The following is a 12,410-nucleotide window of genomic DNA, read 5'->3' on the forward strand; positions in this document are numbered from 1 at the left end:
TGCGGAACGTGCCACCGTTCGTTCGTCAAGCCCCGCGCGCGTGGTTGCGCCCCTTTCAGCGCCGCGTGCGCATCGTTTCCAGCAGGCGCTGAATGGCGCGCGCGGTGTCGATCGGGCGCTCCATCGGAAAGAGATGGCTGCCTTCCATCTTTTCGATGCGCTTGTCCACGATGCGCCGCGTGAAGCCGAGTCCCACCTGCCGCACCTCGCGCGAATGTGTCCCCGCGATGAACGCGACCGGCACCGGCGCGCCGCGAGCGAGCCGCGCGCCGAGCGTATGCGGAAGCGTGCGATAGATCAGATATTCGACGTGGCGATCGAAGACGAGCGCGCGCGCGCCGTTCGCGTGACTCTGCGGCATGCCGAAGTCGATATAGTCGGACAGCATGCGCTCGTCCCAGCGCGCGAACGCGGGTTTCGACACGAAATGCCGCCACGCCTCGTCGCGGCTCGCCCAATGCGTGCGGCGCTTCTTCGTCGCGGCGGCGGGCGAAAGACGTTCGTCGAGCCCGGTCCATTGCGTGATGCGCAGAAGATTGCTCTTCCAGCCCGCGATGATCGGCGAATCGAGCATCACGACGCCTTTCACCCATTCGGGGCGCTTGAGCGCCGCCATCATCGACAGATAGCCGCCGAGCGAATGCCCGACGAGCCACACCTTCGGATGATCGCCGCCGGCGTCGCGCCGATAGCGGCTCATGTCGTCGATGAGCTGATCGACGAGATACGGCCAGTCGCGCGTCACCGGAAAGCGCGCGTCATGACCGATGCGCTCGATGGCGCGAACTTCGTAGTCGTCGGCGAGTTCCGCGAAGATCGTGCGATAGGTCGATGCGGGAAAGCCGTTCGCGTGCGAGAAGTGGATGATGTCTTTCAAGACGGTCTCTTGTTATTTGCTTCCTTCAACGCGCCATCCAGTAGCGCGCATGGCTTTGCCGATAGCGCTCGAACGTGATCCGCGAACCGATTTCGATACGCGCGGCGCCGTCTTCGTCGCTGCGCGACAGCACGATGTCGCGCATCCGGTAACGCGCGAAAACGGTCGGATGCGGATGGTGAAAACGGTTGCGATAGCCTACCTGAAATATCGCCGCGGACGGTCCGACGGAATCGAGGAAAGGCTCGGTCGACGAAGTGCGGCTGCCGTGGTGCGGCACGATCAGGACATCGGCGCGCAGTGCGTTTGCATCGCGCGCGATCAGCATGCGTTCGACGTCCGCTTCGATATCCGCCGCGAAAAGCGCCGAGCGCCCCGCCGCGTTCGTCACCTTGAGCACGCACGATTGATGGTTCGGCTTGCCCGCGAGCGGCCCGGGTTCCGGCCAGAGCATGCGGAACTCGACGCCGTCCCAGTTCCAGCGCTGTCCGGCTGCGCAACGCAGCGCGCTCGCGCCGCGCGTGCGCGCATCGGACCACAACGCGTCTTGCGGCGGCAGCGACGCGAGCAGTTGACGCACGGCGATCGATTGCAGCACCGCAGGCGCGCCGCCCGCGTGATCGGAATCCGAATGGCTGACGACGAGCGCATCTAGCGCGCGCACGCCCGCCGCCTGCAAGTACGGAACGACGATGCGCTCGCCCGCGTGCGTCGATTCGGGTCCGGGACCGGCATCGAATAGCAGCGCATGTCGCGCGGTTTCGACGACGAGCGCCGAACCTTGCCCGATATCGAGCGCGGTAACGCGAAACGCGCCGGCAGGCACGGGATGCAACGCGGGCGCGAGCAGCGGCAGCCATGTCAGCGGCGCGGCCCAGCGCAACGGCCAGCCGCGCGGCGCGAGCGCCCAAGCCACGCCGACGCATGCCGCCGCAAGCGCGAACGCGCCCGGCCGGGGCAACAGCCAAAGCGACGATGGCGCGGCATCGGCGAGGCGCGCGAGCACGTCGCAGAGCACGGACAGCGCGGCGTGCGCGAGCCGCAGCACGGGCGCATCGAGCGGCGCGGGAAGCAGAAGGCCCGCGAGGGTCGCGGGCGTCACGAGCGCGCTGATCCACGGAATCGCGAACGCATTCGCTAGCGGGCCGAGCAGCGGAATCTGCGAGAACCAGTAGACGGTAAGAGGCGCGAGCGCGATCGTCATCGCGTACTGCACGCGCGCACCCGACGCCGCGCGACGCCTTGCACGAGCGCCGAAGCGTGCGACCGTGCGTGCGATGGTGCGTGCGATGTTGCGTGAAGCAAGTGCCAGCGGCCGGCGCTCGATCACGCTTTGCGGACGCTGCCCGACTTCGCTCGGATCGGCGCGATCCCATTGATCGAGGTCGTCGTCATCGTCCGGCTGCACGCGAGATTCGACTCGCCCCGCTGCCGCCATCGCATGGAGAATCGCCGCGACCGCGCAGAACGACAGCCAGAATCCCGCCGATGTGACCGCCCACGGATCGCCGATCAGCACGAACGCGAGCGCCCAGAGCAGCACGAGCGACGACGACGGCCGCCGTCCACCGAGAAACGCGAGCGCCACGATCAGCAGCATCCAGAGCGTGCGTTGCGCGGGCACGTTGAATCCGGCGAGCGCGGCATAGCAGGCGGCGCACGCGAGGGCTGCGCACGCTGCCATCTTGGGCGTCGACACGATCAACGGCGCACTCACGCCGCGCACGCGCACGCGCCGCCACACGAAGCCGGCGATCAGCGCCGCCAGCCCGGCGACAAAGCCGATATGCAAGCCCGATATCGCGACGAGATGACTCGTGCCGGTCGCGCGCATGACGGCCCAGTCGGCCTCGCTGACGGCGTCCTGCGCGCCCACCGCGAGCGCGACGACGATCCCGCGTTGCGGCGCATCCGCGAGCACGGTCTCGATGCGATCGCGAAAGCGCGCCCGCAGACGATCGATCATCAATCGCGGACCCGACGCATCGGCGTGCAAACGATGCGGCGCACGCGCTGTCGACACATACCCCGTCGCGCGGATGCCGCGTTCGAGCAGCGTCGCTTCGGCATCGCGCAGACCGAAGTTCGCATTCGCATGCGGACGCTTGAGGCGCGCGGTCAGCGTCCATCGCTCGCCTGCAAGAAGGCGCGGCGCGACCTCGCCGGCTATCCACGACAATCGCACGAGGCGCGGAAAATCGCGCAGTCCCGCGCCGTTCGCTTCGACTTCGAAGAGAATGCGCGCGCCATCGGGCGCTTGTTGCGGCAGTCCGCGCACGAAGCCCGTCAGTTCGATATCGCGCTGCTCGTATTCGACGGGCAACTGCTCGCGCAAACGCACTTCGGCGCGCATTGCCGCATATGCGAAACCCAGCGCGCAGGCCGCGACCGCGAAGCTCGCCACACGCACGCCAGGCACGCGCGGCTTCTTCACGCCGAGCATCGTCGCGATGGCGAATGCCGCGCCGCACGCGCACCACACGATCGCGCCCGGCAAGCGAACCTGCTGCTGCAACCACACCACGCCCAACGCAAATCCCAGCAGAATCGCCCGCACGTCTTCCCTCTTCGTTCTTCGTCACGACGAACGCATGCAGCCGATGCGTCCATCGAAACGATTATGAAGAGGCGAGCGCGAGCCGTGGGAGCGCAGCGTGAGCGTTAGCCGTTGTGCCTAGGGAAAGCGTGTTTTCGTCGATGCCGCGAAGTTGCGCGAGCACCTGCGCGATGCGCGCGACCTGATCCGGCGAGTTGCGTTGCTTGTAGCGCCAGGATGGCGCGATATCGGGCGCATCGGTTTCGAGCACGATCGCATCGAGCGGAAGTTCGGCCGCGAGCCGGCGAATCTGCCGCGCGCGCTCGAACGTGAGATTGCCGCCGAAACCCAGATGCATGCCTTGCGCGATGAATGCTTCGGCCTGCTGAAAACTGCCGTTGAACGCGTGTGCGATGCCGCAGTGAATGTCGTGCACGCGCAGGCCCTTCAGCACCTTGTCCTGCGACTTGCGCACGTGGCAGATGACCGGCAGGCCGAACTCGCGCGCGAGCTTCAATTGCTCGTTGTAGAAGAACTGCTGGCGCGCGTCGTCGAGCGTCGGCACGAAATAATCCAGCCCGATTTCGCCGATGCCCACGAATCGCGGATCGTCCATGCTTGCTGCGATCTGCTCGCGCAGCACGCGCAAGTCGTCGTCCTGCGCGCCCGGCGTGAAGAGCGGATGAATGCCCAGTGCATACGCGCCGCCTTCGATGCGATGCGCGAGCGCGCGCACCGTGTCGAAGTTGAAGCGCCCGACGCCCGGAATGACGATGCGCGTCACATGCGCATCGCGCGCGGCGTCGGCGACGGCGTCACGGTCGCCATCGAACTCGCCGGCATCGAGATGACAGTGCGTATCGATCCACATGACGCCTCCGGGCGCAACGCGTTAGACCGGCACGGGCGGCTCTTCGTGCAGCACGCCGTCGCGCAGGCGCATGATGCGGTCGCAGCGCGCGGCGAGATCGGGATCGTGCGTGACGATCACGAAGCTCGTCTCGAGCGTCTGCGACAGCTCCAGCATCAGGTTGAAGACGGTGTCGGCGGTGCCGCCGTCGAGATTGCCGGTGGGTTCGTCGGCGAGCACGCACGCGGGATGCGTGACGAGCGCGCGCGCGATCGCCACGCGCTGCCGCTCGCCGCCCGACAATTCGCCCGGCCGATGCTTCGCGCGATGCCCGATGCCCACGCGCTCCAGCATCGCCTGCGCTTCCTTGCGCGCGGCCTCTTCCGGCATGCGCCGGATGCGCAGCGGCATCGCGACGTTATCGAGCGCCGTGAACTCCGGCAGCAGATGATGGAACTGATAGACGAAGCCGAGCGCGCGATTGCGCAGCTCGTTGCGCTCCTTTTCCTTCAACTGCGTGAACGGCTTGCCGAGCAGCGAAACCTTGCCCGCGCTCGGTTCGTCGAGGCCGCCGAGCACATGCAGTAGCGTGCTCTTGCCCGAGCCCGACGCGCCGACGATGGCGAGCTTCTCGCCCTTTCTCACGTCGAGTTGAGCGTTGTTGAGCACCTGCACGTTGAAGCCGCCCTGCACGAACGTCTTCGAAATCGCCGATGCCCGCAGCACGATGTTGTCGGCCGGAATCAGATCACTCATAGCGCAGCGCCTCCGCCGGACGAACCTTCGCGCCGCGCCAGCTCGGATAGAGCGTCGCGAGCGACGACAACACGAACGCGATCACGCCGATCCTGGCAACATCGCCCGGCACGAGCTCCGATGGCAGCTCGCTGATGAAATACACCGACGACGGCAGGAACTGCACGTTGAAGAGATGTTCGATCATCGGCACGAGCCACGGGATGCTCCACGCGATCAGGCAGCCGAGCGTGACGCCCAGCGCCGTGCCGATGAAGCCGATCGTCACGCCCTGCACGACGAAGATCTTCATGATCGAGCCCGGCTGCGCGCCGAGCGTGCGCAGGATGGCGATATCGGCCTGCTTGTCGGTGACGGTCATCACGAGCGACGACACCAGATTGAACGCCGCCACCGCGATGATCAGCGTGAGGATGATGAACATCATGCGCTTCTCGATCTGCACGGCGGAGAACCACGTCTTGTTCTGCTGCGTCCAGTCGCGGATATAAAGATCGCCGGAGAGCGTGCGGGCCAGTTGCCGCGCGACTTCCGGCGCGCGCTGCATGTCTTTCAGGCGCAGGCGCACGCCGGTCGGCGCAGGCAGGCGAAAGAGCGCCTGAGCGTCCTTGATCTCGATGAGCGCGAGCGTCGAGTCGTACTCGTAGTGCCCCGACTCGAAGATGCCGACCACGGTGAACTGCTTGAGGCGCGGCATCATCCCGGCGGGCGTGATGGTGCCTTCGGGCGCGACGAGCGTGATCTTGTCGCCATCCATCACGCCGAGATTGGCCGCGAGATCCTTGCCGAGCACGATGCCGAATTCGCCCGGCTTCAGGTCCGTGAGCTTGCCCGCGCGCATTTCGCGGCCGATGTCCGATACTTCCGGCTCGAGCGACGGCTCCACGCCGCGCAGCGCGACGCCGCTGACGGCGCCCTGGCGCGTGAGCAGCGCCTGCGCTTCGACGTAAGGCGCCGCGCCGATCACTTCGGGATTGCGCTTCGCTTCCTGCGCGGTCAGTTGCCAGTTGGGCATGGAGCCCGTCGGCGAGAAGATTTCGACGTGCGCGAGCACCGACAGCATGCGGTCGCGCACTTCCTTCTGGAAGCCGTTCATGACCGACAGCACGACGATCAGCGCCGCGACGCCGAGCGCGATGCCCGCCATCGACACGAGCGCGATGAAGGAGATGAAACCGTTGCCTGTGGTGCGTTTGCTGGCGCGTGTGTAGCGCCAGCCGATCTGCCATTCGTACGGAAGTTTCAAGCGATTCCTTTTCTGCTGCTGTTCCAGCGTTGTTGAGTCCCGGTGACGCAAATTTGCGAAAGTTTGCCATACATGGCGCGGACGGGACGGTTACACACGCGACAAAGCCACGCTCAGCGCAGCGTTACGCGGCACCATTGATAAACGGTCGCACCTTGGCCAACTCCGGCGCGGTGTTGCTCGCACGACGCCGTATCGAGCGCGAAGCCGTAGCGCGCGAATGCCGGGGCCGCGCGCTCGGCGAGAAAGCGGTTCTCGGCGCCGACGTCGCGGACGTCGTCGGCGCGCAGATCGAGGTGGCAGCGTTTTGCGCTGTCGGCGCCGGTGTCGGCGTCATCGTGATAGCTCGCGCGCAGGCGCAGATGATCCACGGTCCAGCGCAGTGCGCCGCAGCCTCGCGCACCGGAGGTCAGGCCGAGACTGCCGAGCATCGCGTTCGTGCGCGCGATGGTTTCGGTTCTGCCGTTAAAGCTTCCGTCGATGAGCGCGAATGCCGGACCGCCGCGCGTGCGCACCATGTCGCGCACGCGTTCGTCGAACGCCGGGCTGCGCGGAAAACTGCTGTCGATCTGCGTGAACGCGACATCGACCGGAAATCGCGTCGCGAGCCACGCCCAGGCGCTGCCCTCGCTGTAAATGATGGCGGTGGTGTGCGCGGGCTCGGCGAGCGCCGGCAGTTCGGCGTGGTAGAGCGGATCGGCCCAGCCTTCGTGTCCCCAACTGCGCACGCCGCTCGCGACCGTGACCACGACCGCGCCGCCGATCAGCCAGCACGCCACGCGCCGCGCCCGCCGATAGTCGAAAAGCCGCTGCAACAGCACGAAAGTGACGATGGGCGTGAGCACTTCGATCGCGACGACGTATCGGTAGATGCTGAAGCCCTTCATCCACAAGACATAGCCGAGCGCGACGAACACGACGACGAAGCGCGCGCGCGCGTCCAGGCGCGCGATGCCGCGTCCGCGCAGCTTCCCGATCGCGCAGGCCGCGACCCAGATCCAGAAGACGGCGTAGAGAACGGGCCAGACGATCTCGCGCACCGGCGATTCGCCGACGCGTCTGGGATCGGCCGCGATCACGAACGGCCACAGCACGGTTTCGGGCAGATTGCGCGGCAGCCAGCGCATGTCGCCGTTGAGCGGCACCGTCAGCGGATTGGGAAACCACTTCGCGAACAGCGGAAAGAACGGGTTGCCGAACGACTGCCACATATGCAACAGCCAGTAGCCGCCCGTCACCGCGTATCCGGCGAGCGAGCCCGCGCCGAAAACGAACGCGAGCCGCACGCGCGCGCCGAGCGACGCGGGATAACTCAGAAGCGCCGCGCACAGCGCCACGGCGAAAATCGCGTTGGTGAGCTTGAATCCGACGCCGAGTCCGCACACGAAGCCGCAGCCCGCGACGACGAGCCCGTCACGCAGCCGCGCCGACGACAGCCTCGTCCAGTTGACGAGCAAAAGAAGCAGGCTCGCGAGAATGAGGAGCGACGTCGTGTCGTCGCCCATCGAGTTGCCGAGGCCTGTCAGAAAGCTCGGGCTCAGCACGCCCGCGAGCGCGAGCAGCAGCGGCACCCGATTCGCGTCTTCGTCGGCTCTGCCGGGAACGGCGAGCCGCGCCACATGGAACAACAGCACGAACACGAGACCGTGCAGCGCGCCCATTGCAAAGCCGACGACCCGCGAAGGGAGATGCGTATTCAGCCAGTACAGCCCGACATCGAGCATCGGATTGAAGAACGACTGCATGCCCGCCGGCGCGAGATCGATCGCGAGCTTGCCGTTCAGCCACGCGAACGGGTTGTAGAGGTGGTAGTTGAAAAGATCCCAGTTGGCGTCCGCGCCGAGCAGGAGCGAATAGAGGCCGAAAAACAGTGGCGCGAGGACGAGCGCCAGCGCGCGCGTGCGCGGTGCATTGAGGTCGACGGACTTCAGTCGCGTCACCATCCGCGACGATGACGCGGCGGGTATATCGGATGTCCGCATCGGGAACGGTCGGTGTAAGTTTGAAAATGCCGCCATTCTACGGCGGCGCTCCCGGCGACATCGGCGAAATCGCGCTTGGCGGGCGCGATCGCCCTGCCCGCTTTGCCCTACAATGCCGGGCATCATGCCCGTTCATCATCTCCATCTCCTGCTGCCGTTCGCGCTGCCTTCGGCAGCGGACGCCGCCATCGCCCTGCACGGACTGGAGAGCGCGGCGCTCGACAAGCTGCTGGCGCGCGCCACGCTCGAAGAACGCGTCATCGGCGAGGATTTTCAGCGCACCTTGCCGCACGAACGCTGGATCGCGCGGCGCTTTCAAGCCGTGACGCCCGCCGATCGGCGCTATGCCGACGACGCCCCGCTCGCGCCCTTCATGCTGCTCGCCGACGGCGGCACGCCCGGCGATGCGTCCTGGGCGTGCATCGAGCCGGTTCATGTCCGGATCGCGCACGATCATCTCGTTCTGATCGATCCCGACACGCTCGGCGTCCACACCGAGGAAGCGCGCGCGCTGCTGCAGACCGCGCGGCCCGCTATCGAGGATCTCGGCGTGACGCTGCAGGCGCCGACGCCTCTGCGCTGGTACGTATCGGGCGATGCGCTCGGCGCGCTCGCAGGCGCATCGCCGCTGCGCGCGACGGGTCGCAACATCGAAATCTGGCTGCCGCACGAAGCCCGCACCGGCGAGCGCTCGCGCGCGTGGATGAAGCTGCAGAACGAAGTGCAGATGGCGTGGTTCGAGCATCCGCTGAATCTGGAACGCGAATCGCGCGGCCTGCCCGCGATCAACTCGATCTGGCTGCACGGGCAAGGCACGCTGCGGCCGGTCCAAAGTCCGTTCGCGCGCGTGATGTCCGATGCCGCCGCGACACGCGGTCTCGCGCTCGCCTCGGGCGTGCAGCCGTCGATGCCGCCGGAGTCATTCGACGCGCTCGTGAAAAACGACGGCGGCGAAGGCGCGACGCTCGTCGAGCTGAATCCGTTTTCCGCGCCGTTCATCGAGCAGGACTGGGCGCGCTGGAACGGCGCGCTCGAGTCGCTCGAAAGCGCGTGGTTCGCGCCCGCGCTGCAAGCCTTGAGCGATGGCGCGCTCGGTCGCCTGAGCCTCACGCTGTGCGGCGACACCGGCTCGGTCACGCTCTCGGTCACGCGCGCCGACTTGCGCAAGTTCTGGCGGCGCCGTCCGGTCGCGGCGCTTTTCATCGAATAAGGTTTTGTGCAATGACGCGAATCGTTACGCGCGCTTCCTCTCCCGCCGATGCCGAAGCGCTGATGCGCCACGGCCTGCACCCCGTCATCGCGCGTCTGTATGCCTCGCGCGGCGTGACTTCGCCCGATGAAGTCGAAACGGAGTTCAAGCGCCTGCATGCGCCCGCCGGCCTGAAAGGTTGCGACGATGCCGCCGTCGTGCTCGCCGATGCGCTCGCCGCTAACCGCCGCATGCTCGTCGTCGCGGACTACGACTGCGACGGCGCGACCGCGTGCGCGGTGGCCGTGCGCGGGCTGCGCATGTTCGGCGCGCGGATCGAGTATCTGGTGCCGAACCGCTTCGAATACGGTTACGGACTGACGCCGGAAATCGTCGAGCTCGCGTCGCGTTCGAAGAGCGGCTTGCCCGAGCTGCTCATCACGGTCGATAACGGCATCGCGAGCGTCGATGGCGTCGCGGCGGCGAACGCGCTCGGCATCGACGTGCTCGTCACCGACCATCACCTGCCCGGCGACGAGTTGCCCGCCGCGCGCGCGATCGTCAATCCGAACCAGCCCGGCTGCGCGTTCCCGAGCAAGTGCATCGCGGGCGTGGGCGTCATGTTCTACGTGCTGCTCGCGTTGCGCGCGGAATTGCGCCGGCGCGGCGCGTATGCCGACGGCACGCCCGAACCGCGTCTGGACGGCCTGCTCGATCTCGTCGCGCTCGGCACCGTCGCCGATGTCGTAAAGCTCGACTGCAACAACCGCATTCTCGTCGCGCAGGGCCTGAAGCGGATTCGCTCGGGCCGCATGCAGCCGGGCATCGCCGCGCTCTTTCGCGCCGCGGGCCGCGATGCGCGCGCCGCATCCGGCTTCGATCTCGGCTTCGCGCTCGGGCCGCGCCTGAACGCGGCGGGACGGCTGTCGGACATGTCGCTCGGCATCGAATGCCTGACGACCGACGACATCGGCCGCGCATGGGAACTCGCGCAGCAGCTCGATTCGATGAACCGCGAGCGCCGCGAAATCGAAGCCGGCATGCAGCAACAGGCGCTCGCCGAATTGCAGACGATCGATCCCGGCGAGCGCGCGACGCTCACACTCTACGACGCGAGCTGGCATCAGGGCGTGATCGGCATTGTCGCGGGGCGGCTGAAGGAACGGTTTCACCGGCCATCGTTCACATTCGCGCACGCGGACGACAGCGGCACGCTCTGCAAGGGCTCCGGCCGCTCGATTCCGGGCTTTCATCTGCGCGATGCCGTCGATCTGATCGCCAAGCGCGAACCCGGCCTCGTCCACAAGTTCGGCGGACACGCGATGGCCGCGGGCCTCACGCTCTCCACCGCCGACATCCCGCGCTTCACGGCCGCGTTCGAAGCGGTCGGACGCGAATGGCTCACGGCCGAAGCGCTTTCACGCACCGTCGAAACCGATGGCGAACTGGAGGACGCGTACTTCACGCCGCAATTCGTCGAAATGCTCGACGCCGCCGTCTGGGGACAAGGCTTTCCCGCGCCCACTTTCTCCGGCGAGTTCGAAGTGGCGTCGCAGGCGCTCGTGAAGGACAAGCATCTGAAGCTGTCGCTTTTGCGCGGGCGTCAGCGCTTCAACGCGATCTGGTTCAACCACGTCGATCCTTTGCCGCCGCGCGCGACCGTCGCGTACCGGCTCGTCAGCGATTCGTGGAACGGCGTCGCGCGGGTGCAACTGATCGTCGAGCACGCGGGCTGACAAGGCGCACGGCGTACCCGCGACGCCGGGGAAAGCCTGTCGATCGGCTATAATTTCATCTTTTTACGAAGCCGAAGATCGACAATGGAAGCGGAACGTCTCAACGCGATCGAAAGCCTTCTGGCCGACCTGCGCCGCCGCGCGGGCGAGCTACGGGGGTATCTTTGACTACGACGCCAAATCCGCGCGTCTAGCCGAAGTCAATAAGGAACTCGAAGACCCGAACGTCTGGAACGACTCGAAGAACGCCCAGGCGCTCGGTCGCGAAAAGAAGCTGCTCGACGGCGTGGTGTCCACGCTCACCGCGCTCGACAACGACCTGCGCGACGCGAACGAACTGTTCGAGATGGCGCGCGAGGAAAACGACGAAGACACGCTCGTCGCGTCGGAAGCCGATGCGGACGCACTGCGCCTGCGCGTCGAAGACATGGAATTCCGCCGGATGTTCTCGAACCCGGCCGACCCGAACAACTGCTTCATCGACATCCAGGCGGGCGCGGGCGGCACCGAAGCGTGCGACTGGGCGTCCATGCTGCTGCGTCAATATCTGCGCTACTGCGAGCGCAAGGGCTTCAAGACCGAAGTGCTCGAAGAGTCCGAAGGCGACGTCGCCGGCATCAAGAGCGCGACCATCAAGGTCGAAGGCGAATACGCGTATGGCTATCTGCGCACCGAAACGGGCATTCACCGCCTCGTGCGCAAGTCGCCGTTCGATTCGTCGGGCGGACGTCACACGTCGTTCTCGTCGGTGTTCGTCTATCCGGAAATCGACGATTCGATCGAGATCGAAATCAATCCCGCCGACATCCGCACGGACACGTATCGCGCATCGGGCGCGGGCGGCCAGCACATCAACAAGACGGACTCCGCCGTGCGCCTCACGCACGCGCCGACGGGCATCGTCGTGCAGTGCCAGAACGACCGCTCGCAGCACCGCAACCGCGCGGAAGCCATGCAGATGCTCAAGGCGCGTCTCTACGAATTCGAGATGCGCAAGCGCCAGGCCGAACAGGACAAGCTCGAATCGAGCAAGACCGACGTGGGTTGGGGCCATCAGATCCGTTCCTACGTGCTCGACCAGAGCCGCGTGAAGGACCTGCGCACGAACGTGGAAATGAGCAACACGCGCGCCGTGCTCGACGGCGACCTCGACGACTTCATCAGCGCGAGCCTGAAACAGGGCGTTTGATTCGCCGGCGCGGATATCCATCGATATCCGCGTTTTCCATTCAGGCCGC

Annotated in this window: 9 protein-coding genes; 3 read left to right on the plus strand and 6 right to left on the minus strand. The window is 66.5% G+C overall.

All coding sequences use genetic code 11. From position 1 onward, the window contains the following. Positions 1-55: 55 nt before the first annotated feature. The 6 genes from AWB77_RS19870 to AWB77_RS19895 form a co-directional block, all read right to left on the minus strand. Positions 56-877: an alpha/beta fold hydrolase gene (locus AWB77_RS19870; RefSeq protein WP_061136169.1), complete on the minus strand. Its 822-nt coding sequence runs from the start codon at positions 875-877 to the stop codon at positions 56-58. A gap of 25 nt (positions 878-902) precedes the next feature. Then, entirely contained in the window at positions 903-3,434 is a 2,532-nt protein-coding gene (locus AWB77_RS19875; protein ID WP_061136170.1) for a DNA internalization-related competence protein ComEC/Rec2, read from the minus strand. Between the two features lie 61 nt (positions 3,435-3,495). Further along, positions 3,496-4,284, minus strand: coding sequence for a TatD family hydrolase (locus AWB77_RS19880; RefSeq protein ID WP_061136171.1), 789 nt, complete (start codon positions 4,282-4,284; stop codon positions 3,496-3,498). Between the two features lie 21 nt (positions 4,285-4,305). Next, on the minus strand, positions 4,306-5,019 hold the full coding sequence (gene lolD, locus AWB77_RS19885; RefSeq protein ID WP_061136172.1) for a lipoprotein-releasing ABC transporter ATP-binding protein LolD: 714 nt from the start codon (positions 5,017-5,019) through the stop codon (positions 4,306-4,308). After that, positions 5,012-6,265 carry a lipoprotein-releasing ABC transporter permease subunit gene (locus AWB77_RS19890; RefSeq protein WP_061136173.1) on the minus strand — a complete coding sequence of 418 codons (1,254 nt, stop codon included), beginning with the start codon at positions 6,263-6,265 and terminating at the stop codon, positions 5,012-5,014. Before AWB77_RS19890 ends, lolD begins: the two co-directional genes overlap by 8 nt. A gap of 113 nt (positions 6,266-6,378) precedes the next feature. Further along, entirely contained in the window at positions 6,379-8,247 is a 1,869-nt protein-coding gene (locus AWB77_RS19895; RefSeq protein ID WP_061136174.1) for a phosphatidylglycerol lysyltransferase domain-containing protein, read from the minus strand. A gap of 112 nt (positions 8,248-8,359) precedes the next feature. Here AWB77_RS19895 and AWB77_RS19900 point away from each other — a divergent pair, with 112 nt between their 5' ends. From AWB77_RS19900 to prfB, 3 genes are all read left to right on the plus strand, one after another. Continuing rightward, the gene (locus AWB77_RS19900; RefSeq protein WP_061136175.1) at positions 8,360-9,457 is read left to right on the plus strand and encodes a hypothetical protein; all 1,098 of its coding nucleotides are present in this window, start codon (positions 8,360-8,362) and stop codon (positions 9,455-9,457) included. 11 nt (positions 9,458-9,468) lie between these two features. Continuing rightward, on the plus strand, positions 9,469-11,172 hold the full coding sequence (gene recJ / locus AWB77_RS19905) for a single-stranded-DNA-specific exonuclease RecJ (protein ID WP_061136176.1): 1,704 nt from the start codon (positions 9,469-9,471) through the stop codon (positions 11,170-11,172). 84 nt (positions 11,173-11,256) lie between these two features. Next, positions 11,257-12,361 (plus strand): peptide chain release factor 2 gene (prfB, locus tag AWB77_RS19915; RefSeq protein ID WP_208601535.1). Its coding sequence is split into 2 segments (ribosomal slippage): positions 11,257-11,328 and positions 11,330-12,361, totalling 1,104 coding nucleotides; the frame shifts between segments, so codons are not numbered across the junction. Positions 12,362-12,410: the final 49 nt, after the last annotated feature.

This window comes from Caballeronia fortuita, assembly GCF_001544835.2.
GTDB lineage: Bacteria > Pseudomonadota > Gammaproteobacteria > Burkholderiales > Burkholderiaceae > Caballeronia > Caballeronia fortuita.

Bases quoted from the DNA above. Each gene is read 5' to 3' on its own strand.
- AWB77_RS19900 (WP_061136175.1), top strand. From the start codon at position 8,360: ATGCCGGGCATCATGCCCGTTCATCATCTCCATCTCCTGCTGCCGTTC.
- AWB77_RS19880 (WP_061136171.1), bottom strand. From the start codon at position 4,284: ATGTGGATCGATACGCACTGTCATCTCGATGCCGGCGAGTTCGATGGC.
- lolD (WP_061136172.1), bottom strand. From the start codon at position 5,019: ATGAGTGATCTGATTCCGGCCGACAACATCGTGCTGCGGGCATCGGCG.
- AWB77_RS19895 (WP_061136174.1), bottom strand. From the start codon at position 8,247: ATGCGGACATCCGATATACCCGCCGCGTCATCGTCGCGGATGGTGACG.
- recJ (WP_061136176.1), top strand. From the start codon at position 9,469: ATGACGCGAATCGTTACGCGCGCTTCCTCTCCCGCCGATGCCGAAGCG.